This is a genomic window from Variovorax sp. Varisp41 (assembly GCF_047325085.1).
Classification (GTDB): Bacteria; Pseudomonadota; Gammaproteobacteria; order Burkholderiales; family Burkholderiaceae_C; genus Variovorax.
The window spans coordinates 900,411-915,879 of the sequence record NZ_CP168541.1 but is presented as its reverse complement, the minus strand read 5'-3'; the positions used below and the strand labels follow the sequence as shown (position 1 = coordinate 915,879).

Below are 15,469 nucleotides of genomic sequence, written 5' to 3'. Positions count from 1 at the left end.
CGGAAATCGAGGGAGGCGAACCTATACTTGTTTCGCTTCGAGCAATAAATTCCGGGCCAAGGAGAGATCGAATGGACCGCCTGCAATCGATGCAGATCTTCGCCCGCGTCGTCGAGATGCACAGCTTCACGCGGGCCGCCGACAGCCTCGTGCTGCCCAAGTCGCGCGTCACGCGCGCGGTCAAGGACCTCGAGAAATTCCTCGGCGCGCGGTTGCTGCAGCGGACCACGCGCCATATCAGCCTGACGCCCGAAGGCACGCTCTACTACGACCATTGCAGGCGGCTGCTGGCCGAGATCGAGGCCGTCGAGTCCAGTTTTCCGGGCAGCGCCGGGCGGCCGCGCGGGCGATTGCGCGTCGACATGACGCTCTCGCTCGCGCGCCTCGTGGTGCTGCCCTCGATCCGCGACTTCCAGTCGCGCTATCCCGATGTCGAGCTCACGCTCACGGTGAGCGACCGGACGGTGGAGCTGGTGCAGGAGGGCATCGACTGCGTCATCCGCGCGGGCACGCCCGAGGATTCGGCCACGCTGGTGGCCCGGCGCATCGGCGCCTTCGACTGGGTGAGCTGCGCCTCGCCCGAGTACCTGGAGCGCCATGGCACGCCGAAGACGCTGGAGGACCTGGCGCGGCACAAGGCCGTGGGCTATCTGTCGAGCCGCACGGCGCGCTCGCTCGAGTGGCATTTCGTGGAGAACGGTGAGGACCGCTGCATCGCCATGCGCGAGAGCCTCATCGTCAACGACACCGATGCCTACGTGGCCTGCGGCCTCGAGGGCCTGGGCCTGATCCGCGCGGGCAGCTACATGGTGCAGCAGCACCTGCGCAGCGGACAGCTGCGGCGGGTGCTCGCCGACTATGCCGCGCCGGCCGCGCCGCTCTCCGTGCTCTATCCGCAGAACCGCCACTTGTCGCCCACCGTGCGCGCCTTCGTGGACTGGGTGGGCGGCGTGGTGGGCAAGGCGGAGGCGGGCTGGCGGGTCGATGCGCACCCCGCCCCTTGAGGCGGGCCGCCGCATTGTTCGGGCGGCCGAACGATGAATTCGAGTGGCGCCCGTAGATGAATCGTCGGCGCGTTCCTAGAATTTTTTGCATCGACATCCATCCACCAAAGCCATCGATGACAGACACGCCTCCAGCCAATCAACCCGCAGGCTACGTGCCCGCCAAGGTCTGGCAACCGAAGAGCAATCCGGCCGGCACCTTCGGCAGCATCAACAGTCCCGTGTCGGGCGCGCGTTTCGACCAGGCGCTGCCGGTCGGCAGGCATCCGCTGCAGCTGTATTCGCAGGGCACGCCCAACGGCCAGAAGATCACGATCCTGCTCGAGGAACTGCTCGCGGCCGGACACGAGGGCGCCGAGTACGACGCCTGGCTGATCGACATCTTCAAGGGCGACCAGTTCGGCAGCGGCTTCGTCGGCCTCAATCCCAACAGCAAGATTCCCGCGCTCGTCGATCGATCGACGGACCCGGTCACGAACGTCTTCGAGAGCGGCTCGATCCTGGTCCATCTCGCCGAGCGCTTCGGCGCCTTCCTGCCGGCCGAAGGACGCGCGCGCACCGAGACCTTCAACTGGCTGATGTGGCAGGTGGGCTCGGCGCCCTTCGTCGGCGGCGGCCTCGGCCACTTCTATGGCTATGCGCCGTTCAAGATCGAATACGCGATCGACCGCTACGCGATGGAGACCAAGCGCCAGCTGCATGTGCTCGACACCCATCTGGCCTCGCACGAGTTCCTCGCCGGCGACCAATACACGATCGCGGACATGGCGGTGTGGCCCTGGTATCCGGGCAGCCTCTACGGCGTCTACGACACGCACGAGTTCCTGGCCGTCGAGGAGTACAGGCACCTGCTGCGCTGGTACGAGGCCATTGCCGCGCGGCCCGCGGTCGCGCGCGGCAGGGTGGTCAACCGCACCTCGGGCGCGCCGGGCACCGTGCTGCGCGAGCGCCACGATGCCAGCGATTTCGATGCCCTGATACCCGCTCCTCTCTAGTCAACCATGAAACTCTATTACGCCCCCGGTTCCTGCGGCCTCGCCTCGCAGATCGCATTGCAGGAGGCCGGCCAGGCCTATGAACTGGTCAAGGTCGACTTCAAGACCAAGACGACGGTCGAAGGCGACTACCTGCAGGTGACGCCCAAGGGCTTCATCCCCGTCCTCAAGCTCGACGACGGCGACCTGATCACCGAAGGCGCGGTGATCCTGCAATGGATCGCCGACCGGCATCCCGAGCACCGGCTGCTTCCGCCCTTCGGCACGCGGCAGCGCTACCGCGCGCTCGAGTGGCTGAACTTCGTCGCGAGCGACCTGCACAAGGGCATGGCCGTGATGTTCTCGCCCTACCTCGACGCGGACACCAAGAAGCGATTCGCGGACGGCAACCTCACGAGCAAGTTCGCCTACATCGACGAGCACCTGTCGACCCACGACTACGTGCTGGGCGCCGATTTCTCGGTGGCCGACGCCTATCTCTACAACGTGCTGTCGTGGCCGTCGCGCGTGAACATCGACCTCTCGGGCTACGCGGCGATCCAGCGCTTCATGGTTCGCATGGGGCAGCGCGCCAGCGTTCGCGCGGCGCTCGAAGCCGAACGCCTCGCGGCCCGTTAACTGGAAGCCGGCGGCCACAGCACCGGAAACAGCGGATGCGCCATCGGCGCGCCCGCCGGCAGCTGCTCGGCCAGCCCCGGGAAATCCGGCGAGGTCTTCCAGCGCCGCGGCGCATGCCGCATGTCGTCGCCCAGCATGCGCACCGAGAACACCCGCCGCCGCCGGCCGGGTTCGAGCCCGGCCGAGGCGTGCAGCGTGAGCATGTTGAAGGCGATGGCGTCGCCGGGTTCCACGGCCCAGCCGAGGATGTCGTGGGCCGCGCGGTCGGCCTCGATGTCGGGCAGGTCGGCCAGCGCACCCTCGGGAAACCACCGGGCCTCGTTGGTCATGAAGGTGCGCGGCATCAGCCACGGCCCCTTGTGCGAGCCGGCGACAAGCTCGAGCGTCGAGGCACGCGACACCGGATCCACCGGAATCCAGAAGCTGACGTTCTGGCTGCCCTCGACGTTGTAGTAGGGCTGGTCCTGGTGCCAGGGCGTGCGCTGGCGCGTGCCCGATTCCTTGGTGAGCATGTGGTCGTGATAGAGCCGCACCTGCGTGCTCCTCGTGAGCCTGGCCGCGGCGGCCGGCAATGCCGAGCGCGAGATCACGTCCCAGTACGCCGGGATCTCCTGCCAGTTGCAGAAGTCCTCGATGAAGAAGCCCGGATCGTCGGGCCGGCTCGCCACCTTCGCGCGCACGCTCGGCGCGGCGAGATTGGCATCGATGCCCTGGCGCAGCAGCTCGACCTCGGGCGGCCGCAGGACACCGCGCAGGACGATGGCGCCGTCGCGCGAAAATTCCTCAACCTGCTGGTCCGATGGGAGCCTGTCGTCGGGTCGTGCATTCATGGGCGGGGTCTCCTTCGAGGTAGGCAATGGTTGCGAGGCCGAAGGCAGTCTAGAGTGAGGGGGTGGATGGCAGCCCATCCAATCGGACAACCGATCGAGCAAGCCGGACAACATGAAGCGACAACTCAAATCCGCCGCCGACGGGCAGCCCGTGCTCTTCAAGGTCGTGCACCTCGCGCCCGGCGGCACCGCGCCGCGCGACAGCCACGAAGAGGGACAGTTCGTGCACGCGATCTCGGGCGTGATCGAGGTCGGGATGAGCGGCCGGGTCTTCCTGGCGCCGCCGCAGTACGGTGTGTGGATTCCGCCGCGCGTCGAGCACCTGTCGAGCAACCGCCATGCGGCGAGCTACGCCACGGTCTACCTGGCCGAGGCCTTGTGCGACGTGCTGCCGAAGCGTGCCTGCACCATGGTCATCAGCCCGCTGACGCAGGCGGTGCTCGACAGCCTGCGCAGCCGTTCCATCGAGGTGCCGCGCAATCCGGCCGAGCAGCGCCTGTTCGAAGTCCTGCGCGACGAGCTGGCCATCGCGTCCGGCCACGACAGCTACCTGCCGATGTCGGACGACCCCCAGCTGGGCCGCGTGCTCGAGGCCCTGCACGCGAAGCCATGGGATGGCCGCTCGCTCGCCGAGTGGGCCGCCACGGTGCATTCGACCGAGCGCACGCTGGCGCGGCGCTGCGAGCGCGACCTGCAGATGCCGTTCAGCGAATGGCGCCAGCGCCTCAAGGTGATCCGCGGGATCGCCCTGCTGGAGGCGGGGCGCGCGGTGAAGGACGTCGCGATCGAGCTGGGCTACGGCTCGCCCTCGGCCTTCATCGCCATGTTCTGCAAGCAGATCGGCATGACGCCGCAGGCGTACATCCGGCAGAAGGGGCGCTGATCGCGCCGACGGCGGCGAGCCTTGCTCACCACGCGAGCTGCAATCGCGAGGGCCGTGCCTCGCCGGGTTCGTCGTCGCGCGGTGGCGCGCGGCGCTCGTCGATTCCGGCATCTACGAAATCGCCGAGCACGTCGTCGCGCAACCGGATGAACGCCGGATCGCTGCGGTTGCGCGGATGCGGCAGGCCCACCGCCACGGTGCGGCGGATGCGCCCCGGCGAGGGCTGCATTACCACCACGCGGTCGCCGAGGAACACGGCCTCCTCCACGTCGTGCGTCACCAGCAGCATGGTGATGCGTTCCTTCTGCCAGATGCGCTGCAGTTCGTTCTGCAGCCGTGCGCGCGTGAGGGCGTCGAGCGCGCCGAAGGGCTCGTCGAGCAGCAGCACGCGCGGCCGGTTGACCAGGCCGCGCGCGATGGCCACGCGCTGCGCCATGCCGCCCGAGATCTGGTGCGGCCACGACTTCTCGAAACCGCCGAGGCCGACCAGCGCCACGTGCTCGGCCACCAGCTCGGCCTTCCGCTTCGCGCCGAGCGGCGCGTTGCGCAGGCCCACGGCGATGTTCTGCTCGACCGTGAGCCACGGGAACAGCCGGTGGTCCTGGAACACGATGCCGCGCTCGCGGCCGGTTCCCGCGATCGGCTGGCCGCCCAGCAGGATCTGGCCCTCGTACTGGTCGTCGAGCCCGAGCACCAGCCGCAGCAGCGTCGACTTGCCGCAGCCGCTCGCGCCCACGATGCTGGTGAAGCTGCCCGGCGGCACGTGCAGGTCGATGTTCTCGAGCACCTGCAGTTCGCCGCCGCGCGCCTGCGCCTGCGCGTAGCGCTTGCCGAGGCCGCGGATGTCGAGTTCGTTCGATGCGATGGAGGTGCTCATGGTGCGGAGAAGAAGAGGTGTCAGGCCCGGCCGGTCCAGCGCGCCAGCCGGCGTTCGAGCGCGCGCGCCGAGGCATTCATCAGCCAGCCGACCAGGCCGATGACGAACATGCCGAAGATCACCAGGTCCATCTGGAAATGCTCGCTGCCCTCGATCAGCGTGTTGCCGATGCCCTTGCCGGCGACCAGCAGGTATTCGGCGCCGATGGTCGCGAGCCAGGAATAGATGAGCGCGAGGTACACGCCCGTGAAGATGGCGGGCAGCGCGGCCGGCAGCACCACCTGCGCGAGCGTCTGCCAGCGCGTGAAGCCGTAGACGCGCGCCACCTCGAGCAGCGCGGGTGGCACGGTGCGGATGCCGTCGCAGGTGTTGACCACCACCGGCACCAGCGCGGCCAGCGAGAGGAACACCACCTTGGCCACGTCGCCGAGGCCGAACCAGACCGAGATCAGCGGAATCCACGCGAACAGCGAGATCTGCTTGAAGGTGTTGAAGCTCGGGCCGACGATACGGTTGAACAGCGGCCACAGGCCCAGCAGCGCGCCGAGCACCAGGCCCGAGGCGGTGCCGATCAGGAAGCCCGTGGCCTCGCGCGCGAGGCTGGCGCCGAGCGCGCGCCACAGGCGGCCGCTGACGATCTGGTCGGCGGCGGTCGCGAGCACCTTCTGCGGCGAGACCAGCAGCGCCGAATTGACCACGTCGAGCCACGACAGCAGCGCCCACAGCGCGATCGCCACGGCGGGCAGCACCAGGCCGCGCCAGCGGCTGCGATCGACGGGCCGCAGCGGCTGCACCGCGGCCAGCTCGGCCGCGTCGCGCGACAGCGAGGCGGGCGCGCTCATCGCGCGGCACCGCCCGGTCGGTGCCGGTGCAGCGCGTTCTCGAGCCGCTCGAGCAGGCGGTCGATGGCCCAGCCGATCGCGCCCACGATCACCACCGCGGCCATCACCAGGTCGAGCTGGAACAGCTGGCGGCCATAGACGATCAGGTAGCCCAGCCCCTCGCTCGAAGCGACCAGCTCGACCACCACCAGCGACAGCCAGGCCTTGGTGAAGCCCAGCCGCACGCCCGTGAACAGCGTGGGCACGGCATGCGGCAGCACGATCTCCAGCACCTGCTGGCGCCGGCTGTAGCCATAGACCTCGCCGACCTCGCGCAGCGACTGCGGCGTCTGCCGGAAGCCCTGCAGCGTGTTGAGCGCCACCGGCACCAGCGCCGCCTTGGCGATCAGGATGTACTTGAGCGGCTCGCCGATGCCCACGATCAGCAGCACGAACGGCAGCCAGGCCAGCACCGGGATCTGCACCAGCGCATTGAAGCTCGGCAGCAGGTAGGCCTCGACGCGGCGCGACAGGCCCATGGCCGTGCCCAGCAGCAGCCCCAGCAGCGTGCCGATCGCGAAGCCCACGCCCACGCGCGCGAAACTGGTGCTCACGTGCAGCCAGAGGTCGCCGCTGGTCGCAAGGTCGCGCAGCGTCTCGGCCACGAACTCGGGCGGCGGCAGCACCTGCGGCGAGATCCAGCCCTGGCCAGCACCCACGAACCACAGCGCGAGCAAGGCGGCGGGCAGCAGCCAGGGCAGGGCGGCGTCGCCGAGGCGGTGCCACGGCAACGAGAGGCGCAGCGACGCGACCTGCTCGCGCTGCAGGACCGCCGACAGTTCGGCTTCGGCGCTCATCGCGACGCGACCGCGGGCCCGCCCTTCGGCTGCCCCTTCGCGTCAAAAGCGCTCCAGTAGCCCTCGAGGCCCTGCTTCTTGAGCGCGGCCTTGAGGTAGCGCGTGTCGAACCAGTCGTCGACCGTGACCTCGCGGCGGATCAGCTTGAGCTTGAGCGCGTCACCGACCACGGCCTTGTAGCGCGCCACGATGAAGTCGTCGGCCAGCGGCGAGTTGCGCTGCGCCAGCGGCTGCTTGTCGAACTCGGCGGTCCACGAGGCGACCGGCGTGCCGCTGCGGGCCCAGATGCGGAACAGCTCGTCGCGGTTCTTCTCTTCCGACGACCAGTGGGCGGCGCGCACGAACACGTCGACCACGCGCTGCACCTCGGCGGGGTTGGCCTGCTCGAATTCGCTGCGCACCAGCAGCGCGGCCTGGCGCGTGAGCGCCGGATCGCGGCCCTGGGTGGAATAGACCACCTTCGCGAGCCCCTGGTCGCGCACCTTGAACCATTCGTAGCCGCCGAAGGCCGCGTCCACGCCGTTCGAGACCAGCGCCGCCTGCGCGCTGCCGGTGTCGAGGTTCACGCCCTTGATGTCGCGCTCGGCCAGGCCTTCGGCCGCCAGCACGTTGATCGCGACCAGGTGGCCGTTGGTGCCGCGGAAGATCGACACCGTGCGGCCCTTGAGGTCCTTGATCGACTGGATGGCCGACTGCGTCGGCGTGACCAGGTAGAGGTTGTTGCGCGCGCCGCTGACCAGCAGCACCTTGGTCTTGAGGCCGTTCGAGCGCCCGACGATCGAGGGCAGGTCGCCCTGGTAGGCGAAGTCGATCTGCTTGTTCGACAGCGCCTCGTTCACGGCCGGGCCCGCGCCCTTGAAGAACAGCCACTCGACCTTGATGCCCGAGGCCTTGAACTCCTCCTCGAGCCAGTTGTTGGCGCGCGCCACGCCGCCGGGAGAGCCGCCCCAGGTGACGGGGTCGCCGCCGCCCGCGGTGGCCACGCCGATGCGGATGGTGTCGGGCGCGGCCTGCGCCGAGGCCGCGAGGGCGGTGGCCAGCAGCGCGGTCCAGCGCAGGAGATGCCGCATCGGCTTCATGGCGTGCCTTTCTTCGCGGCCAGCTTGCGGCCGACCTCGGTGCCTTCGAAGAAGCGCGGATTGGCCTCGGTGTAGAAGCGGTGCGGGTTCTCGAACACGAAGGCCCGGAAGTCGGCCGCCGAGATCACGCTCTGCTGCACCAGGTCCCAGGTCTCGGCCAGCGGCTCGGTGAACTCGGGCACGTCCCAGTGGCCCACGTCGGACGACCAGATCGCGTTGATCTTCACGCCCAGCGGGTTCACCTTGTCGTTGAAGGCCGCGGCCACGGTGCGGTCGTCGGCTTCCGAGCCGAAGTAGAAGTTGTTGACCCAGCGGTCGCGGATGTCCTCGACCTTCTCGATCCCGGCGAGCGCGAAGTCGTCGATCTCGCTCTCGTTCGGCTCGCGGCTGTGCGGCAGCGCCGAGATGCCCAGGCTGTCGCGCAGCAGCGTGGTCTTGTCGAGCGTGCGGCCCTTGAGCAGGTCGCCGCCATGGCGCTCGAACAGCGAGGCCAGCAGCTCGATGTCGGCCTCGGCCGGGTCGTAGTTGCGCACCGCATGCCGGTTGCGTTTCTCCCAGCGGTCCACCAGGTGGGTGTAGACGTGCGAACCCCAGTCCGCGCCGCCTTCGAGCAGGCCCACGCGCAGCCCCGGAAAGCGCCGCGTCACGCCGCCGAAGAACAGTGCCTTGGCGAAGGCCTGCGAGCCATCGGCGAAGTGGCCGATGTGGTTGTTCATGTAGTTGCTGATCGACTGCCGGCCGGTCCAGCCCTGGCTGCCGTAGTGCGTGGTCACCGGCACGCCGAGCTCCACCACCTTGGCCCAGAAGGGGTCGTAGTCGTGCTCGCTGTCGATGCCGTAGAAGTCGATGTAGCCGACCTGTTTGGCGATCTCGGGATGCTCGGCGGCCGGGTACTTCTCGGCGATGGCTCGGATCGGGCGGCGCACGCCGCCCGCGATGTTGATGACCTTCAGGCCCAGCGTCTTGACCGCGAACTCCAGCTCCTCGATGCCCTCCCGCGGCGAGTGCAGCGGAATGCCCGCCACCGGCGTCAGCCGGTCGGCATAGGGCCGGTACTGGTCGGCGTGGAAGTGGTTGATGGCGCGGTGCAGCGGCTGGCGGTATTCGCTGCCGGCCGCGGCCGGCGAGAGCACGTCGTTGGGGAACAGGATCGAGTAGTCGGAGCCCTGCTCGCCCAGGCGCTCGTGCAGCAGCGCGGGCAGCGTGTAGGTCGCGAGGTCGTAGGTGTTGCGCGTGACGCGGGCCCACCAGGGCGCGCGCAGCGTGCGGTGGAACTGGCGCTCCTCGGCCGACTGCTGGTACCAGTCCTTGCCGCCGCCGTTGCGCGTGACGAAGCGCCCGCCGAGCGCCTTGCGCAACGCGTCGACCAGCTTGTTGCCGCCGTACTGCGCCACGTAGTCCTCGAGCACCGGCGCGAAGTCGTTGACGTGCACGTCGGTGTCGATCACCGGGTGGTCGAGGCCGGCCTTCACGGCGGCCGAGCGCGAGGAATGCACGCGCTGGAGTCGGTCGTTCATCTGCGGGGTCCTTGCTGAAAGAGGATCGACGCAGACTAAGGTGGCCGCCGGTGGCGGACCAACGAAGGCTTTCAGGGATGCTTAGCCGTCGTTCGCATATGGATGCAAAGGTTCGCGGGGGCCGGCTGTCATGTCGCGCCTTCGAACTCCCCCTTGCGCAGCTTCAGCGCCACGTCGAAGAAGGAGGCGAGCACGCGGCTGTCGCGCCGCACCTGCAGGCAGTAGAGATAGGTCTGCGTCACCGCGGGATCGCCCTCGATGCGCACGGTGCGCAGGCGCGCGTCGGGAATGAACTCGGCCTCGGAGACCGCGCCGATGCCGATGCCGCGCGCGGCCGCTTCGCGGATCGCCTCGCGGCTGCCGATCTCCATCGCGAGCCTGGGCCGGACGCCCGCGCGCGCGAAGGCCTCGTCGAGCGCGCGTCGCGTGCTGGAACCGCTCTCGCGCTGCAGCATCGGCTGGCCGTGCAGTTCCTCGAGCCGGATCTCTCCGCGCCTGGCGAACGGATGGTCGCGGTGCACGAACAGGATCAGCGCATGGCGCGCATAGGGCGTCGCGCTGAAACCCGGCGCCTCGTGGAAGCGCGCGAGCACGCCGATGTCGACCGCGTACTCCTCGAGGTCCTTGAACACCGACGACGAATTGCCCATGCGGATCGAGACGTCGAGCCGCGGATAGCGCTTGCGGTAGGCGTCGACCATCTCGATCACGTGGAAGGGACCGACCGCGCCGAGCTTGAGCTCGCCCGACTGCAGGTCGCCGCTGTCGTGCAGCAGGTTGTACGAATCGAGCTCGAGCGCCGCGATCTGGCGCGCGATGGGCAGCAGGCGCTCGCCGACGCTGGTGAGCTCGATGCGGTGGCCCTGGCGGTGGAACAGCATGACCTTGTGCTGGCGCTCCAGCGCCTGGACCTGGGTGGTGAGCGTGGGCTGGCTCAGGCCCACGGCACGCGCGGCGGCGCTGAAGCTGCCGTGCTGGGCGACGGCGAGGAAGGCGCGGAGTTTGGCGGCGGACATCCATAGATTGTTTGAATGGAATCGTGACAAATCCGAGATCGATCTGATATGCGGCTGTCACATGGCGTTCTTAGCCTTGGGGTAGTCGCAGGCCGATGCCTGCCGTGCCGGTCCCTTCCAGTCCCTTTTTTCCATCCCAGACACCACCATGAACACCCTTCTCCGCCTGCGCCGCAGCCTGATCGCCCTGGCCCTTTCCGCGGTTTCCGCGGTCGCCGCCCTGCCGGCCCTGGCCGCGCAGCCCCTCACCATCGGGCTGATCCCGGCCGAGGATTCGCAGGCCATGATCGAGAGCAGCCGCCAGGTGCTCGACAGCCTGCAGCAGCAGCTCGGCATGCCGGTCAAGCCCTTCGTGGCGACCGACTACAACGGCGTGATCGAGGCGCTGCGCTCCAAGAAGCTCGACGTGGCCTACCTCGGCCCGTTCTCGTACGTGCTCGCGAACCAGGTCGCGGACGTGGAAGCCTTCGCGGTGGCCGTGACGAAGAAGACCGGCCAGAGCTCCTACAAGAGCGTGATCATCGCGCGCAAGGACAGCGGCATCGCCAGGACCGCCGACCTCAAGGGCCGCAGCTTCGCCTTCGTCGACCCGACCTCGGCCTCGGGCCACCTGTTTCCCAAGTCGGGCCTGCTGCAGGCCGGCCATGACCCCGAGACCTTCTTCGGCCGCGTGATCTTCTCGGGCTCGCACGACGCCAGCATCCTGGCCGTGGCCAACAAGAAGGTCGACGCCGCCGCCGTGGCCGACCGCATCCTCGCGAGCGCCATCGCCAAGGGCCAGGTCAAGCAGGACGAGCTCGAGATCGTCTGGTCGTCGAGCCCGATCCCCGAATCGCCGATGGTCTGGCGCAAGGACCTCGATCCGGCGCTGAAGGCGAAGATCGCGAAGGCGCTGGCCAACGTGAAGGACCTGCCCTGGGGCGACCAGGGCGTGCTCAACGGCTTCCAGCCCACCACCGACGCGGCCTACAACGTGGTGCGCGACACCGCCAAGGTGCTGAAGCTCGACCTGCGGAGCATGAAGTGATCCGCATCCGGCAGCTCACCAAGCGCTATGGCGACAACGCCGTGCTGCGCGGTGTGGACCTCGATGCCGCGGCGGGCGAGTTCGTGGTGGTGCTCGGCGAATCGGGTGCCGGCAAGTCGACCCTGCTGCGCTGCGTGAACCGGCTGGCGCTGGCCGATGGCGGCGAGCTCAGGGTCGACGGCATGGACGCCGTGAACTGCGCCGACACGCGCGCGCTGCGGCAGCGCGTGGCGATGATCTTCCAGCACCACAACGTGGTGCCGCGACTCAGCGCGCTGAAGAACGTGCTCACGGGGCGGCTCGGCGCGGTGTCGACCCTGGCCTCGGTGCTGCATTTCTTCAGCCGCGCCGACATCGCGCTGGCGCACGAATGCCTGGGCCGCGTGGGACTCGCGCACAAGGCCCATGCGCGCACCGATTCGCTGTCGGGTGGCCAGATGCAGCGCGTGGGCATCGCGCGCGCGCTCGCGCAGCAGCCGCGGCTGATCCTCGCCGACGAGCCGGTCGCGAGCCTCGACCCGCAGACCTCGCGCAAGGTGCTGCAGTACCTGCGCGATGCCTCGCGCGACCTCGGCATCACCGTGCTGTGCAACCTGCACCAGGTCGACTACGCGCGCGAGTTCGCCGACCGCATCGTCGGCCTCTCGCAGGGCCGCGTCGTGTTCGACGGCGCGCCGCAGGCCATGGGCCCCGAGGACATCGACCGCATCTACGTGCCGCAGCCCGCGGTCGACCACAAGGAGCCCGCCGCGCAGGCGGCGCCATCGATGCCGCTGCTGGCGCGCAGCGAAGGACACGCATGAACACCCCCTCTTCTCCCTACGCCTGGACCGGCCCGCTGCCCGAGAGCCGCCGCGGCTGGTTCAACCTGCTGATCGGCCTGTGCGTGGTCGGCTGGGCATTGCAGTGGAGCGCCGGCGGCGCGCAACTGAGCTGGTCCGAACTGGCGGCGGGCCTGCCGCAGATCCTCGATTTCCTGGGCCGCACCATGCCGCCCGACACGAACATCCTGAGCCGCCTGGTCGCGCCCGCGCTCGAGACCATTCAGATCGCCGTCTGGGGCACGCTGCTGGCGGTGCTGCCCGCGATTCCGCTGTCCTTCCTGGCGGCGCGCAACCTGCAGAGCCGGCGCTGGGTCTACCAGTGCACGCGCCAGGCCCTCAACGTTGTGCGCAGCATCAACGAGCTGATCCTCGCGCTGGTGTTCGTGTCGGCCGTGGGGCTCGGTCCGTTCCCCGGCGTGCTGGCGCTCGCGCTGCATGGCGCGGGCATGCTCGGCAAGTTCTTCGCCGATGCCATCGAGGAGATCGACCAGGGACCGCTCGAGGCCCTGCGCGCCACGGGTGCGCGGCCGCTGCAGGTGATCGTGTTCGGCGTGCTGCCGCAGGTCGTCACGGCCTGGATCGCCGTGGTGCTGTACCGCTTCGAGGTGAGCCTGCGCTCGGCCACCGTGCTGGGCATGGTGGGCGCGGGCGGGCTGGGCTTCGAGCTGGTGAGCAGCCTCAAGCTGTTCCGCTACCAGGAGACCGCCACCTGCATCATCGTGATCACCGTGATGGTGATCGTGGCCGACCTGCTCTCGAGCCAATTGCGCCATCGCATCCAGCACAGCGGCCGGCACTGAAGGCCGCGCGGATCTTTTCTCTTGAGCGCCCGGCTGCACGACGTGGCCGTGGCGCGAGCTTTCCCGAACCCATCATGTGGACCTACTACAACCCCGTCGACGTGCATGCCGGCTGCGGCTCGCTCGATGCGCTGCCCGGGCTGCTCGGCGCACGCCGCGCGATCCTGATCGCCTTCCCCGAGGCGGTCGGCCTCGGCCTCGTCGATCGCATCCGCGGCCTGCTGGGCGAGCGCCTGGCGGCCGTCGAGACCGAGGTGCTGCCGAACCCCGACGTGGCCTGGCTGGCGCCGATGTACGAACGGCTGTGGCGCGAGCATGCCGAGGTCGACTGCGTCATCGCACTCGGCGGCGGCAGCGTGATCGACTGCGCGAAGGTGATGCTCACGCGCCCCGCGGCCGGGCGCTTCGACGAACTGCTCGCGCTGCTCGAAGGCGCGGACAGCGCGCCGGCCGCGGTCCGGCGGCACCGACAGCTGCTGGCCATTCCCACGACCGCGGGCACCGGCAGCGAGGTCACGCCCTGGGCCACCGTGTGGGACCAGGCGCGCGCGCGCAAGCTGTCGCTGCAACTGCCGTGGACCTGGCCCGAGGCCGCCATCGTCGATGCCGACCTGATGTTGAGCCTGCCGCATGCGGCCACCCTGGCCAGCGGCCTCGATGCGCTGTCGCATGCGCTCGAGTCGCTGTGGAACGTGCACCGCAACCCGGTGTCGGCAAGCCTGGCCGTGAGCGCGGCACGCAGCATCGTCGCCACGCTGCCCGAGCTGCTGGCGCGGCCCGACCGGCCCGAGCTGCGCGAGCGCCTGGCCACCGCGGCGCTGCAGGCCGGCCTGGCGTTCTCCAACACGCGCACCGCGCTCGCGCATTCGCTGTCCTACGACATCACGCTGCGGCATGGCGTGCCGCACGGCATCGCGTGTTCGTTCAGCCTGCCGCGCATCATGCAGCTCGCGGCCGGGCGCGATCCGGCGCTCGATGCGTTGCTGCTCTCGGTGTTCGATGCGCACGACATCGACCAGGCCGTCGCGTCGCTGAGCGCCTTTCTCGAGGGGCTGGGCGTGAGCGTCGATCCGCTGAGCTATGGCATTCCCGAGGCGGACTGGAGCGAGCGCATCCTGCAGGCGCTGGCCGGTGCGCGCGGGCGCAACTTCATCGCCGCCGACGCCGGCTGATCAGGACGCGCAGGCGGTGTTCGCCGCCGTGCGCGGGTACTCCATCTCCTGCATCACCCAGTCGCGCCGCGCGTTGCCGTAGCGGCCCGCGATCTCGCACAGCGTGCGGTCGAGCTGCTGCACCGGCTTGAGCGCGGCCACCAGCGGCAGCGGCTGTGCTTCGCGCGTGGCGGGGCCAGCCACCAGCACGAGACCGCTGCGCAGCTTCACCGGGCCCGAGGACGAGACCGCCTCGACATCGACATGCCCCGTGCGCGTCCACGCATCGGTGGCCAGCGCGAGCGCGATGTCGTCGGCACCATCGCGCACCTCGAGCCGGCGGCGCTCGCCGCGCCAGAACGCGGCCTTGTTGAACAGGTACTCGGCACCGCGGCCGGTCGTGAGCCCGAAGGGCGCGCTCGCATGCGCCGGGCCCCAGCCGTCCACGCCGAGTTCGGCCGCCATCGCCGCGGCCTTCGCGGGACCGCCGATCGCCTCGACCAGCGCGAGCGTCGCGGGCACCGAGGCCGTGATACCGGTGGTCGTCGCCACGTCGCGATCGACCAGGTAGCGCCGGTCCGGCACATGCGTGGCGCCGGGCCGCTGGCGCAGCGTGCCGCGGTCGTACCAGTGGCCGGCAAAGCGTCGGCCGTCGAGCAGGCCGGCCTGCGCGAGCACGAGCGCGCCCGAGCACACGCCGATCACGCGCGCGCCTCGGCTGGCCTGTTGTTGCAGCCAGGCCCTCACCGCGGGCGCATCGGCCGGCTCCATCGCGGGCACGATCACGTAGTCGGCGCCCGCGGGATGGGCGCGCCCGAAGCTGGCGAAGTCCTGCGCCCCCTCGACCTGCAGCGCCGGGAACAGCGTGACCCGGCCCGCCCGCGGCGCCACCACGCGCACATCGGCCACGTCGGCGCGCTGCAGCACCGCGTGCGGCAGCAGCAGGTCGGTGAGCTCGGTGCCCTCGTTGAGCGCCAGCATGGCGATCACCGGCCGGCCGGGCCGGCGCGGCTTCATGGCCTCGACGAAAGCCTGCCGGTCGCGCGCGAGCGCCGCCTCGTCGTGCGCCGCGGGCGGCACCGCCGCATCGCGCGTGCCCGTGCCGCATCCCGCCAACCCGATCGCCGCCATACTCGCGCACAGCAGCGCACGCAGCCCGTTCCACATGGA

16 protein-coding genes are annotated in these 15,469 nt (G+C 69.7%); 8 read left to right on the top strand and 8 right to left on the bottom strand.

The window, feature by feature from the left end:
- Positions 1 to 71 precede the first annotated feature (71 nt).
- The 3 genes from ACEN9J_RS35465 (at position 72) to gstA (ending at position 2,617) form a co-directional block, all read left to right on the top strand.
- Positions 72 to 1,004, top strand: a complete 933-nt coding sequence (locus tag ACEN9J_RS35465; protein WP_413765686.1) for a LysR substrate-binding domain-containing protein — start codon at positions 72 to 74, stop codon at positions 1,002 to 1,004.
- 116 nt (positions 1,005 to 1,120) lie between these two features.
- A complete protein-coding gene (gene yghU, locus ACEN9J_RS35460) occupies positions 1,121 to 1,999 on the top strand; it encodes a glutathione-dependent disulfide-bond oxidoreductase (protein ID WP_413765685.1) in 879 nt (292 codons plus the stop codon).
- Positions 2,000 to 2,005: 6 nt separating this feature from the next.
- Positions 2,006 to 2,617: a glutathione transferase GstA gene (gene gstA, locus ACEN9J_RS35455; protein WP_413765684.1), complete on the top strand. Its 612-nt coding sequence runs from the start codon at positions 2,006 to 2,008 to the stop codon at positions 2,615 to 2,617.
- Here the strand turns inward: gstA and ACEN9J_RS35450 are convergent.
- Positions 2,614 to 3,447, bottom strand: a complete 834-nt coding sequence (locus ACEN9J_RS35450; protein WP_261206061.1) for a phytanoyl-CoA dioxygenase family protein — start codon at positions 3,445 to 3,447, stop codon at positions 2,614 to 2,616. The two genes, gstA and ACEN9J_RS35450, sit on opposite strands and share 4 nt — an antisense overlap.
- A gap of 112 nt (positions 3,448 to 3,559) precedes the next feature.
- On the opposite strand from ACEN9J_RS35450, the gene ACEN9J_RS35445 reads away from it, so the two are divergent.
- Positions 3,560 to 4,330, top strand: coding sequence for an AraC family transcriptional regulator (locus tag ACEN9J_RS35445; protein WP_413765683.1), 771 nt, complete (start codon positions 3,560 to 3,562; stop codon positions 4,328 to 4,330).
- Positions 4,331 to 4,355: 25 nt separating this feature from the next.
- Here the strand turns inward: ACEN9J_RS35445 and ACEN9J_RS35440 are convergent, their stop codons facing one another.
- The 6 genes from ACEN9J_RS35440 to ACEN9J_RS35415 form a co-directional block, all read right to left on the bottom strand.
- A complete protein-coding gene (locus ACEN9J_RS35440; RefSeq protein ID WP_413765682.1) occupies positions 4,356 to 5,207 on the bottom strand; it encodes an ABC transporter ATP-binding protein in 852 nt (283 codons plus the stop codon).
- 20 nt (positions 5,208 to 5,227) lie between these two features.
- The gene (locus ACEN9J_RS35435) at positions 5,228 to 6,049 is read right to left on the bottom strand and encodes an ABC transporter permease (protein ID WP_413765681.1); all 822 of its coding nucleotides are present in this window, start codon (positions 6,047 to 6,049) and stop codon (positions 5,228 to 5,230) included.
- A complete protein-coding gene (locus ACEN9J_RS35430) occupies positions 6,046 to 6,885 on the bottom strand; it encodes an ABC transporter permease (protein WP_413765680.1) in 840 nt (279 codons plus the stop codon). The genes ACEN9J_RS35435 and ACEN9J_RS35430 overlap by 4 nt, the downstream gene beginning before the upstream one ends.
- Positions 6,882 to 7,964, bottom strand: a complete 1,083-nt coding sequence (locus ACEN9J_RS35425) for an ABC transporter substrate-binding protein (RefSeq protein WP_413765679.1) — start codon at positions 7,962 to 7,964, stop codon at positions 6,882 to 6,884. The genes ACEN9J_RS35430 and ACEN9J_RS35425 overlap by 4 nt, the downstream gene beginning before the upstream one ends.
- On the bottom strand, positions 7,961 to 9,481 hold the full coding sequence (locus ACEN9J_RS35420) for an amidohydrolase family protein (protein WP_413765678.1): 1,521 nt from the start codon (positions 9,479 to 9,481) through the stop codon (positions 7,961 to 7,963). Before ACEN9J_RS35420 ends, ACEN9J_RS35425 begins: the two co-directional genes overlap by 4 nt.
- A gap of 128 nt (positions 9,482 to 9,609) precedes the next feature.
- The gene (locus ACEN9J_RS35415; RefSeq protein WP_057593496.1) at positions 9,610 to 10,497 is read right to left on the bottom strand and encodes a LysR substrate-binding domain-containing protein; all 888 of its coding nucleotides are present in this window, start codon (positions 10,495 to 10,497) and stop codon (positions 9,610 to 9,612) included.
- A 148-nt stretch (positions 10,498 to 10,645) separates the two neighbouring features.
- Between ACEN9J_RS35415 and phnD the strand changes: the two genes are divergently transcribed.
- The 4 genes from phnD (at position 10,646) to psrA (ending at position 14,320) form a co-directional block, all read left to right on the top strand.
- Positions 10,646 to 11,524 (top strand): phosphonate ABC transporter substrate-binding protein, encoded by an 879-nt coding sequence (phnD, locus tag ACEN9J_RS35410; RefSeq protein WP_261206049.1) that lies wholly within the window; start codon positions 10,646 to 10,648, stop codon positions 11,522 to 11,524.
- Positions 11,521 to 12,327, top strand: a complete 807-nt coding sequence (gene phnC, locus ACEN9J_RS35405) for a phosphonate ABC transporter ATP-binding protein (protein WP_057593497.1) — start codon at positions 11,521 to 11,523, stop codon at positions 12,325 to 12,327. Before phnD ends, phnC begins: the two co-directional genes overlap by 4 nt.
- On the top strand, positions 12,324 to 13,148 hold the full coding sequence (phnE, locus tag ACEN9J_RS35400) for a phosphonate ABC transporter, permease protein PhnE (RefSeq protein ID WP_413765677.1): 825 nt from the start codon (positions 12,324 to 12,326) through the stop codon (positions 13,146 to 13,148). The genes phnC and phnE overlap by 4 nt, the downstream gene beginning before the upstream one ends.
- Positions 13,149 to 13,222: 74 nt before the next feature.
- Positions 13,223 to 14,320, top strand: coding sequence for an iron-containing alcohol dehydrogenase PsrA (gene psrA / locus ACEN9J_RS35395; protein WP_413765676.1), 1,098 nt, complete (start codon positions 13,223 to 13,225; stop codon positions 14,318 to 14,320).
- Here psrA and ACEN9J_RS35390 read toward each other — a convergent pair whose 3' ends face one another.
- Complete coding sequence (locus tag ACEN9J_RS35390; protein WP_413765675.1) at positions 14,321 to 15,466, bottom strand: DJ-1/PfpI family protein; 1,146 nt, start codon at positions 15,464 to 15,466, stop codon at positions 14,321 to 14,323.
- Between the last annotated feature and the right edge of the window lie 3 nt (positions 15,467 to 15,469).